At 45.5% G+C, this 23,083-nt stretch carries 24 protein-coding genes and 1 pseudogene; 4 read left to right on the plus strand and 21 right to left on the minus strand.

The features are described 5' to 3' along the window. Positions 1 to 5: 5 nt before the first annotated feature. From P4S58_RS20505 to P4S58_RS20515, 3 genes and pseudogenes are all read right to left on the minus strand, one after another. Positions 6 to 1,040 (minus strand): annotated as a pseudogene (locus P4S58_RS20505) (IS630 family transposase). Positions 1,041 to 1,306: 266 nt separating this feature from the next. Then, positions 1,307 to 1,624 (minus strand): NIPSNAP family protein, encoded by a 318-nt coding sequence (locus P4S58_RS20510; RefSeq protein WP_337165477.1) that lies wholly within the window; start codon positions 1,622 to 1,624, stop codon positions 1,307 to 1,309. A 143-nt stretch (positions 1,625 to 1,767) separates the two neighbouring features. Further along, positions 1,768 to 2,970: an MFS transporter gene (locus tag P4S58_RS20515; RefSeq protein WP_337165478.1), complete on the minus strand. Its 1,203-nt coding sequence runs from the start codon at positions 2,968 to 2,970 to the stop codon at positions 1,768 to 1,770. A 116-nt stretch (positions 2,971 to 3,086) separates the two neighbouring features. Here P4S58_RS20515 and soxR point away from each other — a divergent pair, with 116 nt between their 5' ends. After that, complete coding sequence (gene soxR, locus P4S58_RS20520; protein WP_337165479.1) at positions 3,087 to 3,551, plus strand: redox-sensitive transcriptional activator SoxR; 465 nt, start codon at positions 3,087 to 3,089, stop codon at positions 3,549 to 3,551. Positions 3,552 to 3,558: 7 nt separating this feature from the next. Here the strand turns inward: soxR and P4S58_RS20525 are convergent, their stop codons facing one another. From P4S58_RS20525 to cspE, 4 genes are all read right to left on the minus strand, one after another. After that, the gene (locus tag P4S58_RS20525; protein WP_337165480.1) at positions 3,559 to 4,464 is read right to left on the minus strand and encodes a hypothetical protein; all 906 of its coding nucleotides are present in this window, start codon (positions 4,462 to 4,464) and stop codon (positions 3,559 to 3,561) included. 105 nt (positions 4,465 to 4,569) lie between these two features. Then, a complete protein-coding gene (locus P4S58_RS20530) occupies positions 4,570 to 5,994 on the minus strand; it encodes an MATE family efflux transporter (RefSeq protein WP_337165481.1) in 1,425 nt (474 codons plus the stop codon). Between the two features lie 278 nt (positions 5,995 to 6,272). Continuing rightward, entirely contained in the window at positions 6,273 to 6,422 is a 150-nt protein-coding gene (locus P4S58_RS20535; RefSeq protein ID WP_171136973.1) for a hypothetical protein, read from the minus strand. Between the two features lie 399 nt (positions 6,423 to 6,821). Further along, positions 6,822 to 7,034: a transcription antiterminator/RNA stability regulator CspE gene (gene cspE, locus P4S58_RS20540; protein WP_042479407.1), complete on the minus strand. Its 213-nt coding sequence runs from the start codon at positions 7,032 to 7,034 to the stop codon at positions 6,822 to 6,824. 426 nt (positions 7,035 to 7,460) lie between these two features. Here cspE and P4S58_RS20545 point away from each other — a divergent pair, with 426 nt between their 5' ends. Next, positions 7,461 to 8,618, plus strand: a complete 1,158-nt coding sequence (locus P4S58_RS20545; RefSeq protein ID WP_337165482.1) for an iron-containing alcohol dehydrogenase — start codon at positions 7,461 to 7,463, stop codon at positions 8,616 to 8,618. Positions 8,619 to 8,739: 121 nt separating this feature from the next. Here the strand turns inward: P4S58_RS20545 and murP are convergent, their stop codons facing one another. Then, on the minus strand, positions 8,740 to 10,185 hold the full coding sequence (murP, locus tag P4S58_RS20550; RefSeq protein WP_337165483.1) for a PTS N-acetylmuramic acid transporter subunit IIBC: 1,446 nt from the start codon (positions 10,183 to 10,185) through the stop codon (positions 8,740 to 8,742). A 27-nt stretch (positions 10,186 to 10,212) separates the two neighbouring features. Next, positions 10,213 to 11,115 carry an N-acetylmuramic acid 6-phosphate etherase gene (gene murQ / locus P4S58_RS20555; RefSeq protein WP_337165485.1) on the minus strand — a complete coding sequence of 301 codons (903 nt, stop codon included), beginning with the start codon at positions 11,113 to 11,115 and terminating at the stop codon, positions 10,213 to 10,215. Positions 11,116 to 11,353: 238 nt separating this feature from the next. On the opposite strand from murQ, the gene P4S58_RS20560 reads away from it, so the two are divergent. Continuing rightward, positions 11,354 to 12,217, plus strand: coding sequence for a MurR/RpiR family transcriptional regulator (locus P4S58_RS20560; protein WP_102962341.1), 864 nt, complete (start codon positions 11,354 to 11,356; stop codon positions 12,215 to 12,217). Positions 12,218 to 12,220: 3 nt separating this feature from the next. Here the strand turns inward: P4S58_RS20560 and cyaB are convergent, their stop codons facing one another. After that, a complete protein-coding gene (cyaB, locus tag P4S58_RS20565) occupies positions 12,221 to 12,784 on the minus strand; it encodes a class IV adenylate cyclase (protein WP_337165488.1) in 564 nt (187 codons plus the stop codon). Between the two features lie 72 nt (positions 12,785 to 12,856). Further along, positions 12,857 to 13,768, minus strand: a complete 912-nt coding sequence (locus tag P4S58_RS20570) for a LysR family transcriptional regulator (RefSeq protein WP_337165490.1) — start codon at positions 13,766 to 13,768, stop codon at positions 12,857 to 12,859. 98 nt (positions 13,769 to 13,866) lie between these two features. On the opposite strand from P4S58_RS20570, the gene P4S58_RS20575 reads away from it, so the two are divergent. Then, entirely contained in the window at positions 13,867 to 14,775 is a 909-nt protein-coding gene (locus P4S58_RS20575) for a DMT family transporter (protein WP_042479424.1), read from the plus strand. Between the two features lie 21 nt (positions 14,776 to 14,796). Here the strand turns inward: P4S58_RS20575 and P4S58_RS20580 are convergent, their stop codons facing one another. From P4S58_RS20580 to nifU, 10 genes are all read right to left on the minus strand, one after another. After that, positions 14,797 to 15,303, minus strand: coding sequence for a GNAT family N-acetyltransferase (locus tag P4S58_RS20580; RefSeq protein WP_337165495.1), 507 nt, complete (start codon positions 15,301 to 15,303; stop codon positions 14,797 to 14,799). 74 nt (positions 15,304 to 15,377) lie between these two features. After that, positions 15,378 to 16,475 carry a molybdenum ABC transporter ATP-binding protein gene (gene modC, locus P4S58_RS20585; RefSeq protein WP_337165497.1) on the minus strand — a complete coding sequence of 366 codons (1,098 nt, stop codon included), beginning with the start codon at positions 16,473 to 16,475 and terminating at the stop codon, positions 15,378 to 15,380. After that, positions 16,476 to 17,153 (minus strand): molybdate ABC transporter permease subunit, encoded by a 678-nt coding sequence (gene modB, locus P4S58_RS20590; protein ID WP_337165498.1) that lies wholly within the window; start codon positions 17,151 to 17,153, stop codon positions 16,476 to 16,478. It lies immediately after the preceding gene. A gap of 36 nt (positions 17,154 to 17,189) precedes the next feature. Then, the gene (modA, locus tag P4S58_RS20595; protein WP_337165499.1) at positions 17,190 to 17,954 is read right to left on the minus strand and encodes a molybdate ABC transporter substrate-binding protein; all 765 of its coding nucleotides are present in this window, start codon (positions 17,952 to 17,954) and stop codon (positions 17,190 to 17,192) included. A 34-nt stretch (positions 17,955 to 17,988) separates the two neighbouring features. Then, positions 17,989 to 18,834, minus strand: a complete 846-nt coding sequence (locus tag P4S58_RS20600; protein WP_337165500.1) for a peptidylprolyl isomerase — start codon at positions 18,832 to 18,834, stop codon at positions 17,989 to 17,991. Between the two features lie 14 nt (positions 18,835 to 18,848). After that, entirely contained in the window at positions 18,849 to 19,310 is a 462-nt protein-coding gene (locus tag P4S58_RS20605; RefSeq protein WP_337165501.1) for a nitrogen fixation protein NifZ, read from the minus strand. 11 nt (positions 19,311 to 19,321) lie between these two features. Continuing rightward, positions 19,322 to 19,615: a nitrogenase-stabilizing/protective protein NifW gene (locus tag P4S58_RS20610; protein WP_337165502.1), complete on the minus strand. Its 294-nt coding sequence runs from the start codon at positions 19,613 to 19,615 to the stop codon at positions 19,322 to 19,324. Between the two features lie 10 nt (positions 19,616 to 19,625). After that, complete coding sequence (nifV, locus tag P4S58_RS20615) at positions 19,626 to 20,777, minus strand: homocitrate synthase (protein ID WP_337165503.1); 1,152 nt, start codon at positions 20,775 to 20,777, stop codon at positions 19,626 to 19,628. A gap of 82 nt (positions 20,778 to 20,859) precedes the next feature. After that, positions 20,860 to 22,095, minus strand: coding sequence for a cysteine desulfurase NifS (gene nifS / locus P4S58_RS20620; protein WP_337165504.1), 1,236 nt, complete (start codon positions 22,093 to 22,095; stop codon positions 20,860 to 20,862). After that, complete coding sequence (gene nifU, locus P4S58_RS20625; RefSeq protein ID WP_337165508.1) at positions 22,088 to 23,023, minus strand: Fe-S cluster assembly protein NifU; 936 nt, start codon at positions 23,021 to 23,023, stop codon at positions 22,088 to 22,090. The genes nifS and nifU overlap by 8 nt, the downstream gene beginning before the upstream one ends. Positions 23,024 to 23,083 lie beyond the last annotated feature (60 nt).

Raw genomic sequence — 23,083 nt, forward strand, 5'->3', positions numbered from 1 at the left:
GAAAATTAACTGGTCAGGTCTATCCATCTTCTTGAGCACATTTTGGTGACTCTTTTAGGGCTATCCAAAAAACGATTCCATGCATCGCAGATTTTGGCGATGATATCGTCGTAATCAGTAAAAGATTGGTTGGCTAAATAGCGTTGCCTCAACCAACTCCATACTTGTTCGATAGGGTTTAGCTCTGGAGAATAGGGGGAAGTTTGATGACACTGACATTCTTAAAGTCATTGGTAATGTCTTCTGTATGCCATCCTGCCCCATCCATAACAACGACGGCGTGACGTCCCTTCTCCGTGACTGCCGATATTTGTTTTAAGTGCTCTATCATGATGTCTTTACTAACCCAAGGGACAACGATAGCCTCACCAATTCCTTTGCTGGGACAGACTGAACCGAACAGATAGGCATACTCAAATTGTTGTTGCTTCACGGCTCTTGGGCGAGTTCCTTTTTCAGCCCATAAACGTGTGGTCGTGTTTTGTTGCCCAAATCTGGCTTCGTCCTGAAACCAGACATCGACACACTCTAAAGCTATATGTCCCGGGATCTTAAGGATCGTTTCGATTTTGAATTTTTTTAAAATCGTCTTGTGTTTGTTGAGATTGTTTGGGGTGTTTTGAGCGGGAAGTTATCCATGAAAAGCCCATGTGGTCGAGCAGGTAATAGATAGAATCAGGGTGGTAGTGCTGGCCGAATTCTTTCACAATATAAGCGTGGATGTCGGCACCAGTCAGTCGTCCGCCTTGTGTATCATTGGCTTTATCTTTTATGTATTGGCTCAATTGCTCTTTTTGCTCGGAAGTTAAGAATGGCGGTCTTCCAGTTCTTGGCTTTTCTTGTAGCCCTTCCAGCCCTTCTTCAAGAAAAGCTTGAACCCACTTATTGACACTGGTTCGACTTACCTTGAGAAACTTGGCGATTTGTGTGCGTGATTGCCCATCTTTGAAATGAGCGAGGGCCAGCAGTCTCATTTTCATCTGGATGGATTTCTGCTGGCTTGCGAGCTTTTTAAAGTCGATATTATTGAGGCTATCCATAGAGAATCAGTTTTATTGTTGGATGGCCTCAATTAGATCACATTTTTACTTAGATTGGTATAACTCTCGCGGAATATGTTGTTCTAGAGTGAAGACCTGATAACGAATAGCCTGAGCTTGTTGTATCAACTCTTTGCCATTACCAATGGTCACTTCCATATTCAATTTCCTTAAACACGTAACACTAATCCTGCCGGCAGCCATTGCTATACAGACATTACAGTAGCAGTGGCAACCAAATCAAACGTCCAGTTGGAGATGTATTTTTACTGATCATCGCTACTTAAAATTGGGCGGAAAAAACTGCGCTCATAACTTAATACGCAATCCGTTTGATCGGCGTATTTAAACGCAGCCTGACAGGCTTCATCATTGACTGATTCAAGACGATATTTCTCATAGTCCGCCAGCGACGGAAATGAAAACAGTGCCAATGCGATATTATTAGCGCCTTCAGACGGTAAAAAATACCCGTGGTGCTGGCCGCCGAACTGCTCAACTAATGGTATCCACATTCGAGCATAGCGTTCAAATTCAACGATTTTTTTCGGGTCTATAACATATCGAACATGACAGGTGATCATCGGAACTTCCTTATTCTTATACTGATTTTCTACATCCTGAGTATTTATTTAGTTTGGTCGAAAGATCGAAAATTCAAGGTAAATTAAGTTTTTAGTCGTTTCAAACACCGAACATCAATAACTTCAGGCATTCCACTCCTCCACTATACTGCGCTGAGAGCTAACTCTGCCCCTCTGTTCAAACGCATCATTATCAATACCGCTAAGATCATGACGGCAGCCGCGATAAAAAATCCTAGTTGAGTCACACCAAAGTGGCTCAAAAACGCAATCGCTACGTAGCTGATGCTTTGTGCTAGGGTCGCAAACATTTGCAAGCCACCATCCGCTCGGCCACGTTGGTGAATACTGATACTGTGGTGCATCCAGTTTGTCCGAGCAATACGATTTAACGCGTTAAACGTGCCAAAGAAAAAGGTGAATATCAGTAATACTAGCGGTGTCGGTGACATGCTCATTCCAACAAGCATGAGCGCAGCCAGCCCCATTGCACCAATCATGATTCCTTGATGAGAACCCAGCCCTAACAGTCTGCCAACCATCAAACCCGTGATTAACGATCCCATACCAAACGCGATGTTATACCCAGCAAACCAGTCGCCAGAGATACCCGTTTCAGCAAACCAGATCGGCACAAGCTTAGTCAGGAAGGTCAGAATGGGGTAACTCAACGCAGAGAGCATTAAAAAGGCGTAAAAATGGGGTCTTTGAGTAAAAATGTCTCGGCTCTCTTTCATTTGTCCAACAAACGACTCAGAACTAGACTGTCGCAATTGTCGGCGATAAGGCGTCAATATGTAGCTAATACTCGCGATAGCAGATGCTGTTGCCGCGAATGCTGAAAACTCCAGCATTCCCCACATTTCGAGTAACACAACGCCCAATGCACCAGAGCCTAACGTCGTACCCTGCATAATCACTTCCTGTTTGCCGGAAATGACCGCATATTCATGCTGATGGAAGTTCTCCTGAGTAAACGCATTATTGGTTGCCCACGCTAGATTACTGGACGCCCAAAACACCAATTGCGCAGCCGCCAGTAGCCAATGTGACTCATATCCAGCCCCATAAAACACCGCAACAAACGCAGCCGTCCCTGCTTGGACAAACTGTACGAATACCAGTAGCTGCTTTCTCGAATGTCGGTCAATCAAGGTGGAAAAAATCGGTGTTAGGAAAAACGAAATTGCCGTACATGCTAACGCCACTATCGCGACGAATGCCCCCATGTTGGGAGTTGACAGCATTGCCCAAGGTAACGCCATCATAAACAGCCCTGACGACACGCCATCAAAGAAGCGCCCTGTTAGATAAGCGTTGGCACGCGTTTTTTCTGTTGCTTCCATATTTCTATTCCATCTGCTATTAATTTGCAGTCAGGTTAATACCTCAAGTTAACTTTAGGTAAAGCGTTATTTGCCTATAATTTAGATAAATTGCGAGAGCAAATGGAGAGTTAGATATGGAGATGACTGTCGGTGAAGTGGCTAAACGATCTGGGGTGAGTGTCTCCACTCTGCACTTCTACGAACAAAAAGGGCTGATCTTCAGTTGGCGTAATCAGGGCAACCAACGCCGATATCATAGAAATGTTCTGCGAAGAATCGCCGTGATTAAAGCGGCGCAGATGGTCGGACTGACGTTAGAAGAGATCTCTGCCTCATTGGCAGATTTACCGAAGCATCAGGCACCCAGCCGTCAACAGTGGGAGCAAATGGCTTCGAGTTGGAGTGCGATGCTCGAACACCGTATTCAACAGTTACAAGCGTTGAAAAATGATCTTGGTGGTTGCATTGGTTGCGGTTGTTTATCGATGGACTCATGTGCCATTTACAACCCGCAGGACATTCGAGCAGAAACCTTTGAGGACAAAACTCGCCTGACCAATCCTGAAGAGTGGTCTGGTGAAGTAGAGACACCAAACTGATAGCGATTTATTCATCAAGGGGTGGATGATTGTTCATCCATTCTTCAATGGTTAAATAGGTCTTGCCGCCACTTTGGACAAATGGACTGGATTTATCGACATTGACCAACGCATCGTCGGCGACGTTTGCCATCGTGAACCATTTGGGTTCTGTTGTGAGATAGACAAATCGGCTGCTGCCCGCTCCAGGAAGATAATTTGCATCCGCAAAATCCCCTTTCGAAACAGAGCTGGTCGACGTTGGATAATAATCGACACCAATACTCATCAACAGTTCGGCATCCGCATCTGCACTATCAAGCCAAGCTTGCGTACGTACAAATACACCAAGCACATTATTTCCATCGAAAGCGACTTTACTGCTTCCACCATGCAAGATATCCGGATGCTGAAACTCGTAGTAGCCAGAACTGTCATTAGGTAACGCACTGCCCAGCCAAGTCACAATATCGGAGTCGTAATACGAAGCCCAACTGGTTGGTGTGACTGCTAATTTTTCCCCAAAAGCATGGTTTACATCGCTGCCTCTGAGCAGCCAAACTTCGAAATCGCTGTAATAGACCTTTACGTTGTTATCGATGTTGTTTACTGATTCAAATACAGTGAACCAGCCCGTGAGTGCATTCCATGAGTCGGATGTTTTCAGGCTGCCATCAAGTACGGAATCCGCCCACCATGCGGGTGCAGCATCTCCTCTAGGTAGCCCTTGAGTAATATGCCCCGTTTTCGACCAACTGGCATCAGGAGAAGCGTTTAACAAGGTAGCTTGGTTTGCTTTAGTCATGCTATCCACAACATCCGTTGCAAAGGCGGAAGTTGTCTCGGAAGTATTCGTATCTGGAGAGTCCGACTCTTCGCCACCACAGGCTGAAAGCAACAGCGATAAAGCCAGAGCTGGGATAATTTTTTGCATGAGAAAGCAGTAACTTATAGGTGAGAAAATACACCGCTAGATTACCACTAACAAAACAGTAAACTCTAATGTACGTAGGCTGATTAAGCCAATGCTGACAAACGATTAAGCTCTTCTTTCGCCTACTTCGATCAGAGCTTCTTCCGAAGTTGCCAACGTTTCAATATCGTCTTGTTCAATAATACGGGTTTTCTTCCAGCTTCCACGCGCATACCAAGCCACAGCGACCAGTGCGACAAGTATGTTGGTAACAGCAAAAGACCACCAAATGCCCTTTTCAGCTAAGTAGGTATGTTTAGAAAGAATATAGGCCAGAGGGAACTGGAACACCCACTGAGTGAGTAACGACAGGATCATACTGTTGGTCATATTTCCCGAAGCACGAAACGCCGACATGATCGAAAGCTGAACACCAATGAAGCCCCAAGATAAACACATTACTTTGAGGAACTCGGCACCTTGTTCAACCACTAGCGGATTGTCGGGGATGAAAAATCTCACCACGTTTGGTGCTAATAAATACGCAAACACACCGATAACCGTCAACATGACAAAACTCCAAACCGAGCCAATAACGGTAATTTTCGCAGCACGATCAACTCGGTTAGCACCCAAGTTTTGTCCAACAAGAGTAGATACAGCCATCGCTAACCCCATCGCAGGGATCGTGATCAACTGGAGGATATTCGAACCCACCCCATACGAGGCTATCGTTACAGTTCCGAAACTCGCTACTAAAAATGACATAGTAATCAGTCCCAGCGCACGTGCTGAAAGCTCAACCGAACCCGGAGCACCTAAAAAGAAAGCGCGTTTGATGTAGGTCCAGTCAGGCGATAAATCTCGCCATGTTAAATGAATGCCGTGTTTGCCTTTGGAAAGAATATAAAAACCAGTGAGAGCAGCAAGAGCTTGAGTGACAAGCGTTGCCAGCGCCGCGCCGGATACACCTAAACCATCGAAGCTGCCGATACCAAAAATAAACAATGGATCTAACACGAAGTTAAGCAGCACTGTACCAAGCACGATATAAAGCGGTACTTTGACTTGCCCAATGCCTCGCATCAACGCTTGAAACATGTTGTAGACAAAGACAAAAATCACGCTAACAAAAGAGATGCGCATAAAGCTGAGAGCATTGGTGTATACGGCTTCTTCAACACCCAATAACTTCAAGAAGTAAGGTGAAAGCAAATAGCCAAGAAAGCCCAAAACAACGGAGGTAATAAACACCATCAACATGGTTTGCCCCGCAACATGGTTTACCTTGTCGTACTGCCTTGCTCCCATGTATTGAGCGGTCAGAGTCGCGCCAGCCATTGCAAGCCCGGCACCTAAAGCAATCACAAGGAAAGTTACTGGCATACTCACTGAAACGGCAGCCACTTCGTTAGCGCCCAAACGGCCAACCCAGAAAGCATCCGTCAGTTGATAGGCTGACTGCAAAAGCTGTCCGAAAACAATCGGAATGGCGAGTGACAAAAGCGCTTTATTGATAGGACCTTCAATCAACTGTTGTGTTTTTGCCATGCTCACCTCTCTTTTTCGATTCATGTCACGTTTATCATAGCTCGACATTGAGGCAAGAAGGACAAATTAAGGAAAAGAATAAAGAGTTTTTAGTAATACTTGGAATTGAAAACTAAGGGGATTTGACACTAGATAGGGCAAAAATTGAAATCTGGAGAGTGAATATCAATTTTTTATACATGACGATGGCATCCGAACTAAAAACATATAAATGTTTTAGCAATAGAATTCCATCCTACTTACGCGGCAGTTTTAAGAAGCAGTAATAATGTGCAAATTTAAAGATTGAACAATTTTTCTTGTTCTCTTTCTAACAAAATATCTTCAATTTTTCTTCTTGTTTCATTTAACGATGGTTTTTTATCAACAATGGATTCTTCTTGAATTTTTTTCTTAGCTTTTGTCTTAGTTTGTTTGCTTTTATTCATGCTTCTTCTTGCTCATCAATAATTAGTGAACTAAAAAAGTTCCTAATTGGTGCCCTTGGCTAGAAAATATTTCACCTTCATTTGTTGTTTCACAAAATGAAAAGTGAAGATCATCTTCGAATGTTTGGAGCTTAATTAAAGTGTGTCTCTTTAACACATCGCTATTGAGCTGATGGATCTTGGCAGACCACTGTACATTTTCTTGGTGCAAGTGAAAATCTATTTTAAACAAACGGATATGCATCCTTAGCGGATTTTTTATCGCGCTTGCTATAGTACCAGTAAAGCTGGCGACTTGTTCTTCTAGTCATAAAATACTTCAGATAGTGGAATTAAATAAGGGGAAGGGATCTTTGGGAAAGAAATAGGAGGTGATGGCGACACCTCCTACTTTAAAACTTATAGTGGTGATACGTTAGCAGCTTGAGGGCCTTTGTTGCCTTTCTCAATTACGAAGCTAACTTTTTGACCTTCGTTTAACGTTTTAAAGCCTTCAGCAGCGATAGCGTTAAAGTGAACAAATACATCAGCGCCGCCGTTATCAGGAGTGATAAAGCCAAAGCCTTTAGTTTCGTTGAACCACTTTACAGAACCAGTTGTTTGGTTAGACATATATATACCTCGATAAAATTAATTAAAAGTCGTAAACAAAAACTACTTTATGGAATATGAAGAAAAGTTATCGCAGGAATATGACGAGAAAATCGCAAGAGAACTGAGAAGAGACTTGTACTTAATGTTTCATTAATAGCTCATGCTTAAGAGCTGCAGCTACTATACACCTTGTGTGCTAAATAGACAGCGTTATTTTCATATATTTCAAATATATTTATTTCATCAAACATATATTCTCCTTCATTATTACTCTTCAGCCCATGCTGCTACTCAGTTCTTTCCTATATCGACGCCATAAAAATTAAGCATAAATTACTGACAAAAACACCCAATAAACTGGCTCAATGAGTATAATCAGGTACTCAGAGATTTTGTCGAACAGGCAATTCGCTTCAATTTTCACGTTCAATGAGTTCAAACAAGATGAATAATTTTACTTACTTCAACCCCACTAAAGTCCACTTTGGTAAAGGTCAGATTGCGACTCTAAAGCAAGAAATCGCACCGAACAGCCGAATCCTCATGACCTACGGTGGCGGCAGCATTAAGAAAAACGGTGTCTACGACCAAGTCATCAATGCACTTAAAGATTGCACCGTATTTGAATTCAGCGGTATTGAGCCAAACCCACATTATGAAACGCTGACTAAAGCGATTGAACTGGCTAAACAAGAGAAGGTAGACCTTATCCTTGCTGTGGGTGGTGGTTCAGTGATTGACGGTAGCAAGCTTATTGCTGCGGGAGCCTGTTATGAAGGTGATTACTGGGACATCATTACAACCGGTGGTAACTGCGTGAAGAAAGCACTGCCATTAGGATGCGTATTGACGCTTCCGGCCACGGGCTCAGAGATGAACCGTAACAGTGTGGTAACGCGCGCAGCAACTCAGGACAAGCTCTCTTTCGGCTCTGATTTGGTTCGCCCTGCGTTCTCTATTCTCGACCCAGAAACTACCTATTCTCTCCCAGCTCGCCAGATAGCAAATGGTGCGGTAGACAGTTTTGTTCACATCATGGAACAGTACATGACCTACCCTGTAAACGCGAAAGTCTCTGACCGTTTTGCTGAAAGCTTGCTGCTGAATATTCTAGAAGATGGGCCGACTGCACTAGAAAAGCCAAACGACTATGAAGTGCGTGCGAACCTAATGTGGACGGCGACAATGGCTCTGAACGGCACGTTGAAAAATGGCGTTCCGTCAGACTGGGCTACTCACGCTATTGGCCATGAACTCACTGCACTATTCGGTTTAGATCACGCGCAAACACTGGCAATTGTAATGCCCTCACTGTGGCGTTACAAAAAGGAGCAAAAGAAAGGCAAACTGCTTCAGTACGCAAACCGAGTTCTAAATATCATTTCCGGTAATGAAGACGAGCAAATCGAACTTGCGATTCAAAAGACGGAAGAGTTCTTCGTGCTAATGGGCAACCCAACCACGCTTTCTGCTTACGGGTTGGATGAATCAGCCATTCCATCGGTGAAGCAAAAACTTATCGAACACGGCATGTTAGCGCTTGGTGAACACGGCGACATCACTCCCGATGACGTGGTAGAAATCCTCAAGCTCGCTCTGTAATACCTTCAACCTTCTTCGGGTTTAATAGAAAGAAGCGGCATAAGCCGCTTTTTTTCTGCATAAAAAAGCGCCTTTGATTTCTCAAAGGCGCCGCTATTTCATTCCTATAGGGGTGAATGAATCAGCTTAAATCGATGTCTTTGCTACCGAAGAAGTAAGTGCTCAGGAAGCCGACAATGTAAGAGATTACCAAACCAGTGACGAACACCATCATGCCGGTGAAAATGCCGTGGTGAGAGGTCATCAGAGGAATCGCGACAATGCCCGATGGTCCAAACACCGTATTCAAGCCCACTGGTAATCCTAGGTAAGAGACCAAACCAATAAAGAAGCCGCCAGCTGCACCACCAATACACGCTGTCACGAATGGTTTCACGCGAGGCAGTGTCACACCGTAAATCAACGGTTCGCCGATACCCAAGATACCCGGGATAATCGCACCTTTAATCTGAGTACGCAGTACCGCTTCTTTCTTCGCTTTCACATAAAGAGCCAGTGCTGCACCAACCTGACCGCCACCTGCCATTGCTAGAATCGGGAACAGAGAGTTAAAACCCTGAGCTTCCATAAGCGCGAAGTAGACAGGCACAAAGCCTTGGTGAATACCAAACACAACTGATATCAGAAACAGACCCGCCAAGATTGCAGCGCCAAGTGGGTTGTCATTCAGGTTCAAGAATAACCAAGACATGCCTTTAAATAGCTCACCACCAATTGGCATGATCACTACATAAGTCACTACACCCATGATAAGCAGAGTCACCACTGAAGTTAGGATCATATCCAAATCATCAGGCATATAACGACGAACTCTGCGTTCAACCTGAGCACCAACAATTGCAGCCAACAGAACACCGATGATGTTGCCGCGCGGGTCGATGGTGTAACCGAAGAACTCACTCATTCCCGAATAAATGCCAGAAGTCGCTTCTGGGTTGTAGCCCAACACAAACAATGAAGCGAGAATCGCTCCGTTGACGCCTGAACCACCAAAAGCTTGCTGAGCGTTGTAACCAATCAGAATACTTAGGAAAGCAAACAGACCTTTACCAAACACCTTCATGTAGGCAATCAAGTCGACCATAAACTGGCTAGGCTCTTGCCCAATAACAAAGATTTGCTCTAGCAAAGTCGCGAAGCCAAGCAGCAGACCAGCTGCGATAAAACCAGGGATCAGTGGAGTAAAAATAGTCGCAAATTTGCTTAGAAAACGTTGCACTGAACCGGTTTGTTTACTTTTAACTTGTTTCTTCTGCTCTGCGGCAATCGAAGATAAGTCTTGATGTGCTGGCGCTTCACCGCCAGCGGTTAAACTGTCAATCAGCTGATTCATCAAATCCGCCGCTTGTTGTGCTTTCCCAGGACCAAGGATGATTTGGAACTGCTCGTCACTTTCTACTACGCCAAGCACGCCCGGAATTTGTTTAATCGCAGCTTGCTCAGCAACCGCATTGTTTGCCAGAGTCAAACGAAGACGAGTCATACAGTTGCCGCATTTGCTGACATTACTGCTACCACCCACCGCAGAGAGAATCTGCGATATCATTGTTTCGGTAATCTTTGCCATAAAAGAGTCCTTAATTAGCAGAGAAGATTATTTATCGTTAAGTGCAGCGCGAATAAAACCCTTGTGCTGCTGAAGTTTGGCGGCTGCCTTTTCGGCATCCAGCCCTGCAAGAATCATTAGAATGGCGGTTTTACAGTGACGACCACATTCGTTGAGTGCTTGTTCCGCTTCTTCACTCGATGCGCCTGTCGCTTCCACCACAATGTTGGTTTGGCGTTGAATGAGTTTGGCGTTAGTTGCTTCAACATCCACCATCAGGTTGCCAAACACTTTGCCGCTGCGAATCATCGCGCCTGTTGTCAGCATGTTCAGCACTAGCTTTTGCGCTGTACCCGCTTTCATGCGTGACGAGCCTGTCACCACTTCCGCACCAACAATAGGAAGAATCGCAATTTGCGCCGCGTCTGCCATTACGCACACAGGATTACACGCCACAGATACCGTGGTTGCCCCAACTTGCGTCGCGTACTCTAAACCACCCAATACATAAGGCGTACGGCCACTTGCGGCGATTCCTACCACCACATCTTTGTTGGTTAAGTTCAGATTTTTTAAATCACTTTGTGCCAAATCTCGGTTGTCTTCTGCATTTTCTACTGCTTTTAGAATCGCTTGATGACCACCAGCAATCAGACCGACAACCATATCCGGAGATGTACCATAAGTCGGAGGACATTCGCTCGCATCCAAAATGCCTAAGCGCCCTGAAGTACCCGCGCCCATGTAGATCAGCCTGCCGCCTTGGGCAAATGCTGCTGTAATCGCATCTACAGCTTGAGCAATCTGCGGAAGTACCGCTTCTACTGCCAGCGCAACTTTTTGGTCTTCTTGGTTGATCACTTTCAGCATTTCTGTGGTTGAAAGGGTATCAATCTCAGCGCTTGCTGGATTACGGCTTTCAGTAGTCAATCGACTTAAATCAATTTTCATTCGGTATTACTCACTAGGTTTATCTGAGGGCGATTCTATGGAATAAAATATTCCTTTAAGGTGACAAAAATCACAGTTAAGGTTATTCTTTAACCTGTAAAATTGTGGAATAATTGCTGTCAAAACAATGGTCAACCGTTTTTGAAATAGAAAATATTTACATAAAAACATAAAGATATAATCAAGCGGCATTATTTCTGGTTTGGAATAATTTATTCGAAATAATTGAGTTTATGTTATGTCCGTAAGCAATAAAATCATCGCGAAACGCAGTCAACTTTCTCAAAGTGGTCGTCTGGTGGCTGACTGGATTGTTGAAAATGCCGCAAAAGCTGCATATATGACGAGCCAAGAAGTGGCTCATGAAGCACAGGTGAGCCAATCAACGATCGTTAAGTTCACTCAGCGCTTAGGTTTCAAAGGATACAGTGAGTTTAAACTTGCACTATCTGAAGACATTGGTCGTAAGCAGGCAATTGCTTCGACACCGCTTCACAGCGGGATATTTGCCGATGACCCTCTTGCGGTCATTGCACAAAAGCTGATCAAAGCCAAAACCGATGCCATGATTCAGACCACCAATGCACTCTCTTTTGATGCCTGTAATCAAGCGGCGCAATGGCTGAGTGATGCTCGTACCGTGCAAATTGTCGGTATCGGTGGCTCTGCACTGACGGCGAAAGATCTCGGCTATAAACTCTTGAAGTTGGGCATCACAGCCTTAACCGAACAAGACAGCCATGTGCAGATTGCAGTTGCTCGAACCCTGACTGAAAAAGATGTGCAGATAGCCATCTCCTTTTCTGGAGAGCGCAAAGAAATTCTGGTTGCAGCAGAAGCGGCCATGGAACAAGGCGCAAAAGTAATAGCGCTTAGTTCACCCAACATCGGCTCACCGAACAAAAGCCGCTTACGTCAGATAGCAGATATCACCTTTGATACCATTGCTGATGAAGTGGAAAACCGCAGCTCGGCTATTGCATCTAGAAGTGCGCAGAACGTGATTACCGATCTTCTATTCATCTATCTGGTTCAGCTTCGAGATGAAAGTGCCAGACAGATGATCAGTGATATCTCTTCTGATATTCGTCAGATTCTCTGATCACTATGTCGAAGGGTTTGCAGACTTAGCCACAAACATTTGTTTGTAAGACTTAAACTCTAGGTCACTTTCAGCAAGCCCAAACTGACTCGCTAAGTTCAGCAGCTCAACGCGGTAAGTTTCGAGCTTACTTTCATCATCCGTCATGATGGCAAATTCTGCGAAGTCACCAATACCGTCCAGTGAATCCACAGTAATATGAAAATTGCCCACAAAGTAAATGCTGCGCGTTTTCATCGCCTGCAAGCTGACGCGATATCCCAGATTTTGCAGCATGCTCTTCGCGTTGTCGGCATCGGTAATATTGGTCGCTTCACATCGGTCTGCTTCAGGGCCTTTGACTATCCATAACTTGATACCTGAAGGCTCCATAGTACGGATGCATAAGCTTTTGTTCTGCGCATGGAGCGCATTGTCAGGCGTATCGAAATACCAGTCTCGCTCAGCGTCGTCTTCTAGCATAGTTTCATGAGGAAGTCCCTTGAGAACATCGAGAAACAGTGCTTTCGACGAGATTCTGAACTTCAGTTCAACTTCGTATTTACCTTTAAAGTGTTCACTACTCATTAGAAATACATCTCCGAATAAAAAACCATACTAGCACTTGAGACTCAACGATAAAGCACAAAACTATCTTTTTTAACTACTTAGCCGACTCTGCAGAAAATCTACCAACACTTTTAACTGGTTTGGAATGAATCGGGACTGCGGGTATTGAGCCACAATTTGTCCCTGATAACGACTGAGTATTTCCCACTCAGGGAACAGTTCTACGACCGCCCCAGACTGAACTAGTTTAGCGATTGAGAACTCAGGAAATATCGAAATCCCCATTCCCCGAAGTACTGCATCTTTGCGAATATGGGTGTGGTTCACCGCCAGTCGCCCATCGACCGATACACTGCGAATCGTCTGATCTTTGCGGAACTCCCACTTTCGGTCAAATGTAGACTCTCCCAAACGAATGCATTGATGGTTTGCCAACTCTTCAGGCTCAGTTGGGTAACCATGCTCATTTAAATATTCATTACTTGTACATAAAACCAATCGGTTTGTACCTAGCACTTTAGCGACCAAGCCTTCTACAGGCTTTTCTGTAATGTGGATGATCATATCCACTTCATGCCCTACCGGATCAATAAAATGGTCTTCGACAACAAAGTGCACCGTTACCTTCGGGTATTGCTGGAGAAAATCCAGAATGATGGGTGACAGAACTTGGCTGGAAAAGGCTCTTGGAGCGGCAATTCGAATCTCTCCAGATACTTCATCCTGTGACGAATAAGCAGCATCCGTCGCCAAGCGCGCAGATTTGAGCATATCAACACACAAACTGTATATCTGCTCTCCTGAAATACTTAACCGCATATTGCGAGTCGTGCGCTCAAGCAGCTTTTTGTTGAGAGAATTCTCCAATTTGGCAATCGAACGACTCACCGAAGAAGGCGCAACCCCCAGCCTATCTGCCGCTTTTGAAAAACTGCCCTCTTCAATCACCACCACAAATATCGCCATTTCCGGCAACAAGGTAATGAGCTTATTCGTGTCCATAACGCAAAAATCCTTTGCATATCGTCATATTGTTCCGAATAACGTACTAGTGGATAGTGATTGAGTCAATTTCGAACTGTTTTAGAAGGAAGGAAACCATGTCTAGCTTAGCCATTAAAACGAGAAGATCGTTTGTTACCATGCCAGAGCTTTTGCTACTGATGGTTGCGATTGTTTGGGGCACCAGTTACGGATTAACCAAAACAGCCATTGCCTATACCAGCATCTCAATGTTTATTGCTATCCGATTCGGGCTGACGGGTTTTCTGCTGCTTCCATTAGCTTTAAAAGATTTTAAGCAAGGCAAAAACAGGGACTGGAAAGTGGCAATACCAACAGGTGCTATCTTGGCGCTGATTTTCTTTTTCGAAGTGTACGGCGTTTCGCAGACGTCCGCGTCGAATGCTGCCTTTCTTATCAGTTTAAATGTGATATTTACCGCCTTAGTCGATAGCCTGCTCAGCAAAAACAAACCGAGCCAAAGCCTGATGTTGCTGTCGGTGATCAGTACTGTTGGTGTGCTGCTTCTGACATACCATCAAGATTTGGGTATTTCACTCAATAGTGGCGATCTCTGCATTCTCACTGCCGCCGCTTTGAGAGCCTTAATGGTGACCATGACCAAGAAGCTCACTGACAAAAAGCAGATAACTAACACCACATTAACCTGCATACAAGCTTTCGCAGTGGCGGTAAGTGCTTATTTAGTTGGAAGCTTGATAGCGCAAGAGCCGTTATATCAATTCCCTACGGACAGAGAATTCTGGCTTGTGACTGCGTTTTTGGTTCTGTTTTGTACTTTGTTTGCGTTCTACGCACAAAACTATGCGGTGAGGAAGATTTCACCGACCAAAACCTCACTACTGATGGGCAGTGAACCACTGTTCGGCGCGCTGTTCTCGATGATGTGGCTAAACGAAACACTGTCAAACATTCAGTGGATAGGCGCAGCTATTTTGCTGTTCTCGGTATTGGCAGCATCCGTCAACAAACCCAATAAGGTTTAAAACGTAAAGCTGTTTATCTCGCTATATACGTTGGGACATTCTAATCAGATCCCAGTTTTTCCCTTTAAAAAAGCGCAAGCCACTGATCGTTTCATAAGGCTTAAAGCCAAGCTTCTCATAGCAAGAGATAGCAGACTGATTGTGAGCGAAAACCGCTAAAGAGAGTGATTGCGGCCCCTCTGCCATTTTGGCTTTGGCAATAGCCAACTCAAGCATTGTGGTCGCATAACCTTTCCCTCGGCATGTCGGGTGAATAAAAACTCGACATAGCCTTTGTTCGCAATCCGACACTTTAAATAACTCAATAAACCCCACCATCTCGTCATTCACTACAAATAAAAACGGTGATGGCGCTTGTTTTCCATAGTGCGTATCAAGTTGCTCAACCGTTAGCGGGTATTCGAACTGAGGTCCTCCCCAAAGGTAATTCAGCTCGTCTGAATCAATCCATTCCATCAGTAACGGATAGTGCTGGGACTCAAATTCAATCAGTTGGGCGTTTAGGTCGCATTGCTGTTCTGTTTCCATTTTGCATTCTTACTCAATGTTCCATATGAACCCTACACTATTGGAGTTCTAACAAAATGCAAGTTGAACTGACATCAAGACAGCGCGACCGATTTCACCAACGCCCATACTTTTAAGCCTTGGGTGAGGTTAAGTTCGTACAGCGATTTAAGGGTAATTTTGGACAGCAGACGCTGTTGATTTTCCAGCTCTAACACCACCAGCGCTTGCCCATCTTCAGCAAGAGTGGCCTGAACATCGATAATGGTTGCACGAAAGCGGTTTAGCACAGTGGAGAACTTAGGCTCTTCAAGAGAAAGCCCTACGTCGGATGCCAGAATGCGGCAGCGATAACTAACACCCTGCTCTGCAATGTATCCAACCGCCCATATGGTTAAGCCGTCACAACCCAGTTCAGTCATCCGATTTTCATGCATCGCAACCACTTTGGTATCAAACACACTGCCAATTTCGTCGCCAAACAAGGCATCGAATTTAGGGTCTGACATGATGCTGTAGGCACTGCCACTCGCCAGTATCGAACCCTTATCAAACAACACAATGTGATCAGCGAGTCGTGCCAGTTCTTGCATCGAATGAGTTACATAAAGAATGGGTAAATCCAACTCGCTGTGTAGACGTTCAAGATAAGGTAGAAACTCCTGCTTTCGCGCTTGATCCAGAGCGGATAGTGGTTCATCCATCAACAGTAACTTGGGGCTTGTCAAAAGAGCTCGCCCTATCGCAACGCGCTGCTTTTCCCCACCAGAAAGCTGAGCCGGATAGCGATTTAGCAGCGGAGTGATACCCAGAAGTTGTGTCACTTCATCAAAACTGACGTGCCGCTTATTGGCCGAAATACGTTTTGCACCAAACTGCAAGTTCGCTTCCACCGTTAGATGGGGAAACAGGCCCGGCTCTTGAAACACATAGCCTAAATCGCGCTTATAAGTAGGCACAAATTGTTGGCTATCACTGCACTGCCACACATCTCCCGCAACAGATACTTTGCCCTGCTCCAGTTTTTCTAACCCGGCAATGGCTCTGAGGCAGGTGGTCTTGCCGCATCCTGAATGACCAAAGAAAACGGTAATACCCTGCGCTGGTAGAGTCAGGTTGGCGTCTAGGCTGAAATCCGCATAACGAATATTTAACTCTGCAGTAATGTGCGACCTAGAGACGGGCATAGACATCTACCCTAGCCTTTGTTGATGTTTTTGGTTTAACCAATGAATCAGCAACAAAGCGACAAATGAAAATGCCACTAGCCCGCCAGACAAGATATGCGCATTAAGATATTCCAACGCTTCGACATTGTTATAGATTTCAACCGACATAACCCGAGTCTGCCCCGGAATATTCCCGCCTATCATTAACACCACGCCAAACTCGCCGAGGGTATGACAGAACCCCATGATGGCAGCGGAAAAAACTCCCGGCCACGCAAGGGGCAAGGTGACGTTGAAGAAGGTATCGAGAGGTGACGCGCGAAGTGTCGCGGCCACTTCCATAGGTCTGCGACCGATCGCCATAAACGAGTTTCTAAGCGGCTGAATAACAAAAGGAAACGAATGTAAGGTACAGGCGATAGCAATGCCTGTGAACGTAAAGGGCAATTGAGCCACACCAAGTTGATTTAATGTTCTTCCAACCCAACCAACAGGTCCCAGCAACAAAAGTAGATAAAAACCTAGAACCGTTGGTGGCAAAACTAATGGCAACATCAACACGGCTTCCACCACACCTTTCACGCGCGAAGTCGAATGGCAGAGCCACCAAGCGATCGGGACTCCAATCAGCAGCAGTGTCACCATAACCACAAAGGCTAGTTTGAGTGTGGTTGTTATCACCACCGTATCGACGACTAACATAGCGCTTTGCCTCTGCCTTCAGTGCCGCTCAATCCACTACTGCAAGTAACCAAAACTGGAGACAATTTTCTGCGCACGCTCACTTGAGTAGTATTCCAGAAAAGCATTGATTGCTGCTTTATCAACACCGGATTTAAGTGTCACCGCTGCCTGTTCAATGGGCTCGTAATCCGATACTGGAACCTCCCAGAATGAACCGCCAATGTGCTGACCGTTTTTAAACACTTGAGATTTAGCCACCATCCCTAATTGCGCGTTGCCTGTAGAAAGGAACTGAAAGGTAGGATTCAAGCCTTTGCCCATCACGATTTTCGGCGTCATGCTCTCCCATAAACCCATTTTGGTTAGCGCTTGTTGAGCCGCCAAGCCATAAGGTGCAAGCTTAGGGTCGGCGATCGCGAAGTGGTTATAATCACCCAACAACATATGCTCTTTCACGTCATAGTTAGCTTGTTTCGACCAGAGCACCAATACGCCTCTCGCATAAACAAACGGCTCGAAACCTAATCCTTGATTGACTAACTTTTCTGGGCGGACAGTGTCGGCTGCAAGAAACAGATCAAACGGCGCGCCATTGACGATTTGGGCATACAACTGTCCCGTAGAACCTGTACTGACACTCAGTTGAAAACCAGACACTTTGGCAAAGTCATCCACCAGCATTTGAATTGGAGCATAAAAATTATTGGCAACCGCTAAAGTGCCATCTTCTGCATCAACAGATAGCGAACCCAACATCAGGCTGACAAAACAGAGTGAACGCACAATAAAACCGACAGTAACGCGATGAAATCCTTTCATTTATTTATCCTTATCTAACATCAACAACGCAGGTTCAACGACACAATGACGCAGAGTGCAATAGCTGGCTAATCCACTGCTTTTGCAAAAATGCGCGCGCACGTTGCTCATGCTTTCTTTGCAAAAACGGATAAGCTTCTTCAAATGTTGCAGTGCGCGCACCCTTGTATTGATGTACTCGCACTAAGTGAAAACCCAGATCAGTTTCAATCACTTCGCTCACTTCACCGTGTTTGAGCTCAAACAGACAGGCTGCGATTTGCGGGTAGAGTTTGGTTTCTTCGCACCACCCTAAATAGCCGTTAGACATGGCACTGGGACATTCAGAATATTTCATAGCCAAAGTGCCGAACGCTGTGAAATCACACTGCTTTTTCACATCGTGAATACGACGCCAAGCTTCATCGCGATGGTTTTCTGAAAACTCGTCGTTAACCGTGATGAGAATTTGGCTCATTTCCCACACATTGCTACGGGAAAACTCATTCTGATGGGTGTTGAAGTATTCCAGCGCCGTGGCTTGATCAAGCTCTGGGATATCTTGTGAGACTAGATCCATCACTTTTTCGCATTTCAGTTCTTCACTTAAAACCTGCTTGAGCTGACCTTCCGTCAAATGCTGCCCCTGCATTGCGGCTTTGAATTCGTTGTAGGATTGATACCCTTCTGCCAACTTGTCAAAAGCGGTTTGGATATCTTGTGCCGATACAGTAACGAAATTTGCTTCACTGCTACCCAAGATGGCTTTTTGTACCCGAAACAGACGTTCAACCTGTTCATCCACTTTGACTCTTTGCATGCTTGAAAGCCATTCAGGGTTGAGTTTGTACATCTCGGTGGCGATTTTGGCGGTTAAATAATTGCGTTGATAAGCTTCCATGCTTTCCTCCCTAATTAAGCGACAGGCTCCAGTCGGGTTGAATCGAGTTTGACTAAGTGCGCACCAAATTTAACTTCGAAACTCACAGTGCCATCGTCTAAGTCTCGATAGACTCGGTGAACCTCAATCACATCGCCCTTATTGGCTAATGGTTCACCAAACATACGCAAGCTACAGGTCAGTTTGGCTTTGTCTAATGAGCGAAAAAGACATGGAACCCAAGCCAATTCAGCATCGATCACTTCGCTATCTCGTACTCCGATCACCCGATTTTGCGTTGGAATAAATAGCTGATAGATCACCTGAGTTTGCAAAAAATATCCGTAACTTCGAACAATGCCGACGCTTCCAGCTTCAACTAACAAGTCCCCTTTAGCAAAGTCCTGAAAGCTGCCGTCATTACGGATATTACGCACAATTCTAACTTCGCTTCCTGGCGCAAAACGCACGGTGTCGAAGCCGTAATCCATATCCATTTCGTTCACTCCTATTCACCAGATTCACTACAATCGGAGGCACAACTCGCGCAACCACTGGCCGAGATAATAGGCTCTTGCCCCAGGCTTATTTGCTTATATGCTAAGCGAAGCGACTTTTGATAAGTGGCGTAATCAGCGTTTGGTTTGCAAGCCAATAGCTTCTGAAACAAGCGCAGCAGTGGTATATGTTTTTTCTCCACCAGCTCAGGGTCGTAATCCACAACGAAGTAGTCGAGAAAATCTTCTGCGGTTTCCAACAACGCCAGTTGCTCGGTGAAATCACTCTCTAACTCTAAATACATACCTGTAGCCCTACGCGATTTGCTGGTGATGAATGGCAAACTCAAGCAGATCGTCAGTGGTCGGAACGCTTTTACGCCGCTCAGACCAAACACGAAGCTGCTGCTTTATCTGCTCGCACTGCGACTCAGTGAGCATTATCCCCATATCGCGATAAATACGCATAATGGCATTCACTCCGGAATGTTTGCCCAATACCAGTTGATGTTCGCGCCCAATCAACGAAGGCGAGAAACCTTGATAGTTATTGATGTCTTTCAGCAAGCCATCGACATGAATTCCCGACTCATGGGTGAACACCACATCGCCTGTGATCGCTTTTTGCGCTGTTTGAGGTCGCCCAGAAGCCAGATGTACGTAATTGCAAATGGTCGGTAGCTGGCGCAAATCAATGTTGCTCGGTGTCTGCTGCAACACGGTAAGCGCAACGGAGATCTCCTCCAATGCAGCGTTTCCCGCACGTTCGCCTAATCCATTTACCGTAGTATTCACTGACGCAGCACCAGCACGAATGGCGGCTAAGGAGTTCGCCGTCGCTAACCCGAGATCGTTGTGCGCATGCATTTCGATCTCAAGCTCCGTATGGGCATGTAACTGACTGATAACGTGGTAAGTCGAAAATGGGTCGAGGATGCCGTTAGTATCCGCAAAGCGGATTCTTCCTGCTCCGCATTTTTCCGCCACTTCTGCAACCCGATAAAGCATATCGACGTCTGCACGCGAAGCATCCTCCATTCCCACGCAAACCTTCAAACCTGTATTTAACGCTTGGCTAATCACTCTTTCACAGCGTTCAAACAACGCTTTAGGCGTCAGATTGAGTTTGCTGCGGATCTGCTGACTTGAGACTGGAATAGAGAGATCCACCCAATTTAATCCAAGACCGGAAGAACAATGAACATCGTGCTCTAGCATCCGACACCAGCCCATAGTTCGCGCAGTACTAAGGGAGTGACACACTGAACTGATGACGTATTGCTCTTCCGCTCCCATTGCGGGAATGCCCACTTCCAATTCAGGCACACCCGCCATTTCAAGCAGCATCGCAATATGCATTTTCTCTTCTATGGTGAACGCTACACCTGGTCCCTGCTCACCATCCCGAAGCGTGGTGTCATTAATAATGACTGACCTATGAATGGGTTCTGCTATCCCTGTAACCATACTCGCACCATCCTTTTACTTACTCATATTTGCTCACCAATAGCCTTTAGGGATTCCTTCCACAATCAGAGCAAACTTTTTGCTAGGCATACGTTGGAACGAACTCTTCAACATTTCCCGCATTGGCGGCGTTATCCCAATAAGGAGACATTTGGCGTAAGCGATGCACAATCGGTGGCAGTTGCTCAAGCACATAATCGATATCGTCATCTTTGGTAAAACGAGACAGCGAAAAGCGCAAAGTGCCATGTGCTGCAGTGAATGGAATCTTCATCGCTTTCATCACGTGTGAAGGTTCTAATGAACCGGATGTACAAGCAGAGCCAGACGACGCCGCGATACCCACTTGGTTCATCATTAACAAAAGGGCTTCACCTTCGATAAACTCGACCGCAATATTGGTGGTATTGGCGACACGTTGTTTAGGATTACCGGTGACAAACGTATTCGGAATGCGCGCAAGCAAACCCTGCTCTAAGCGATCACGCAGCAGTTTGATGCGATGGAGCTCGGTATCAATAGCTTGATAAGCCAGCTCTGCCGCTTTACCCATCGCTATTGCAGAGGCTGCATTTTCAGTTCCTGCTCTGCGACCACGCTCCTGATGACCGCCGCGCAGTAATGGACGAAAACGCGTGCCACGACGCAAGTACAAAGCGCCAATCCCTTTTGGAGCATGGAACTTGTGACCAGAAATCGACAGCATATCAATTTCGGTTTCATGCACGTTGATCATGCGTTTACCTGCCACCTGTACCGCGTCAACATGCATTTGTGAGCCGACACTTTTCGCCATCATTGCCATCGATTCCACAGGAAACAGAGTGCCTGTTTCATTGTTTGCCCACATCATCGAAACAATCGCGACGTTTTCACTTAATGCTTGGGCATACGCTTCCAAATCGATATTGCCTTTACCGTCTACGCCGATCCAATGCACCTTGTAGCCTTTGCGTTCAAGGTTTTGACAAAGTTGTAAAGTGGCGGGATGTTCAACCACAGATGTCACGATTTCTCTGCGTTCGGGGTTGGCTTCCAATGCAGACAAGATAGCCGTTGTGGTCGCTTCAGTAGCACAAGAGGTAAATATCACTTCGCTTGAGTACTGCGCACCAAGAAGTTGCTGAACCTGTTCTCTTGCAATTTCCAGAGCCTGCCCCACGCGAGCGCCTAAGCGATGAATAGACGAAGGGTTGCCATAAAATTCATCAAGATAAGGAATCATGACGTCCAAGACTCGTGGGTCAATGCGAGTGGTTGCATTGTTATCTAGGTAAATAAAGTTATCTAGATAGGTCATTGGTTGGATATTAGACATTGTAAGTACCCTCTTTCTTTGCGGTCATTTGTGGATCTTCTTGTACCGGAAAAACAGTATATGACTCGCCCAGCGCTCGGTTGATCTTGTGTTCAACATTAGCCAGAGTGAGACCTGACAAACCACATCCGGTACACGCACCGGTGAGTGAAACAAACACAACATAATCTTCCACATCGACTAAGCTGATATCCCCGCCATCGGCTTGTACTGCTGGGCGAACTTCTTCGATAATTTTCTCAATCAGCGCAATGATCTCAGGACTTACTGACACATCAACTCCAGAGTCTTTGCTTGCTTCAACCGGTTTTATGGCAGGTTTCACGCTAGAATTTTTAGATAAGGCGGGGGCTTTTGCTCTTTCTGCCAAACACTCTTCCAACACCCATTCGATCTTTTCGTGGCAAGAGGTACAAGCGCCGCCCGCTTTGGTGTAATTGACGACTTCCTCTAGAGTGGTGAGATTATTGGAGGCAACCACGCGTTTAATCATAAGGTCATCAATCGCGAAACACTTACAAATCAGCTCACCTTCTTCATGATCATCTTCCAATGTTTCTCCGCGATAGTTCGCGACTGCTGCACGCAATGCTTCCATCCCCATAACCGAACAGTGCATTTTTTCTGGCGGTAAACCATCAAGAAAGGAGGCGATGTCTTTGTTAGTGATAGCTAACGCTTCATCAATGGATTTACCAATGATCATCTCAGTTAATGCAGAAGAAGAGGCGATTGCGCTGCCGCAACCAAAAGTTTGAAAACCAGCATCCTGGATAATGTCTGTTTCTGGGTCGACTTTGAGAGTCAAACTTAGAGCGTCACCACAACTCAGCGAACCCACATCACCTCGTGCATTTGCCTCTGAAACCAATTTGGCATTTCTTGGGTTAAAGAAGTGCTCTTTAACTTTCTCTGAATAATCCCACATAACTGCTCCTTCGTTTTTTGCTGACACCCGCTTCCATTGCGTTGGTTGGTGCTTCACTGA

This window comes from Vibrio sp. Hal054, from assembly GCF_037162405.1.
GTDB lineage: Bacteria > Pseudomonadota > Gammaproteobacteria > Enterobacterales > Vibrionaceae > Vibrio > Vibrio diazotrophicus.

Excerpts from the sequence above, each read along its gene's own strand:
- P4S58_RS20510 (WP_337165477.1), bottom strand. The coding sequence starts at position 1,624 with ATGATCACCTGTCATGTTCGATATGTTATAGACCCGAAAAAAATCGTT.
- P4S58_RS20515 (WP_337165478.1), bottom strand. The coding sequence starts at position 2,970 with ATGGAAGCAACAGAAAAAACGCGTGCCAACGCTTATCTAACAGGGCGC.
- soxR (WP_337165479.1), top strand. The coding sequence starts at position 3,087 with ATGGAGATGACTGTCGGTGAAGTGGCTAAACGATCTGGGGTGAGTGTC.
- P4S58_RS20525 (WP_337165480.1), bottom strand. The coding sequence starts at position 4,464 with ATGCAAAAAATTATCCCAGCTCTGGCTTTATCGCTGTTGCTTTCAGCC.
- P4S58_RS20530 (WP_337165481.1), bottom strand. The coding sequence starts at position 5,994 with ATGGCAAAAACACAACAGTTGATTGAAGGTCCTATCAATAAAGCGCTT.
- P4S58_RS20535 (WP_171136973.1), bottom strand. The coding sequence starts at position 6,422 with ATGAATAAAAGCAAACAAACTAAGACAAAAGCTAAGAAAAAAATTCAA.
- cspE (WP_042479407.1), bottom strand. The coding sequence starts at position 7,034 with ATGTCTAACCAAACAACTGGTTCTGTAAAGTGGTTCAACGAAACTAAA.
- P4S58_RS20545 (WP_337165482.1), top strand. The coding sequence starts at position 7,461 with ATGAATAATTTTACTTACTTCAACCCCACTAAAGTCCACTTTGGTAAA.
- murP (WP_337165483.1), bottom strand. The coding sequence starts at position 10,185 with ATGGCAAAGATTACCGAAACAATGATATCGCAGATTCTCTCTGCGGTG.
- murQ (WP_337165485.1), bottom strand. The coding sequence starts at position 11,115 with ATGAAAATTGATTTAAGTCGATTGACTACTGAAAGCCGTAATCCAGCA.
- P4S58_RS20560 (WP_102962341.1), top strand. The coding sequence starts at position 11,354 with ATGTCCGTAAGCAATAAAATCATCGCGAAACGCAGTCAACTTTCTCAA.
- cyaB (WP_337165488.1), bottom strand. The coding sequence starts at position 12,784 with ATGAGTAGTGAACACTTTAAAGGTAAATACGAAGTTGAACTGAAGTTC.
- P4S58_RS20570 (WP_337165490.1), bottom strand. The coding sequence starts at position 13,768 with ATGGACACGAATAAGCTCATTACCTTGTTGCCGGAAATGGCGATATTT.
- P4S58_RS20575 (WP_042479424.1), top strand. The coding sequence starts at position 13,867 with ATGTCTAGCTTAGCCATTAAAACGAGAAGATCGTTTGTTACCATGCCA.
- P4S58_RS20580 (WP_337165495.1), bottom strand. The coding sequence starts at position 15,303 with ATGGAAACAGAACAGCAATGCGACCTAAACGCCCAACTGATTGAATTT.
- modC (WP_337165497.1), bottom strand. The coding sequence starts at position 16,475 with ATGTCTATGCCCGTCTCTAGGTCGCACATTACTGCAGAGTTAAATATT.
- modB (WP_337165498.1), bottom strand. The coding sequence starts at position 17,153 with ATGTTAGTCGTCGATACGGTGGTGATAACAACCACACTCAAACTAGCC.
- modA (WP_337165499.1), bottom strand. The coding sequence starts at position 17,954 with ATGAAAGGATTTCATCGCGTTACTGTCGGTTTTATTGTGCGTTCACTC.
- P4S58_RS20600 (WP_337165500.1), bottom strand. The coding sequence starts at position 18,834 with ATGGAAGCTTATCAACGCAATTATTTAACCGCCAAAATCGCCACCGAG.
- P4S58_RS20605 (WP_337165501.1), bottom strand. The coding sequence starts at position 19,310 with ATGGATATGGATTACGGCTTCGACACCGTGCGTTTTGCGCCAGGAAGC.
- P4S58_RS20610 (WP_337165502.1), bottom strand. The coding sequence starts at position 19,615 with ATGTATTTAGAGTTAGAGAGTGATTTCACCGAGCAACTGGCGTTGTTG.
- nifV (WP_337165503.1), bottom strand. The coding sequence starts at position 20,777 with ATGGTTACAGGGATAGCAGAACCCATTCATAGGTCAGTCATTATTAAT.
- nifS (WP_337165504.1), bottom strand. The coding sequence starts at position 22,095 with ATGTCTAATATCCAACCAATGACCTATCTAGATAACTTTATTTACCTA.
- nifU (WP_337165508.1), bottom strand. The coding sequence starts at position 23,023 with ATGTGGGATTATTCAGAGAAAGTTAAAGAGCACTTCTTTAACCCAAGA.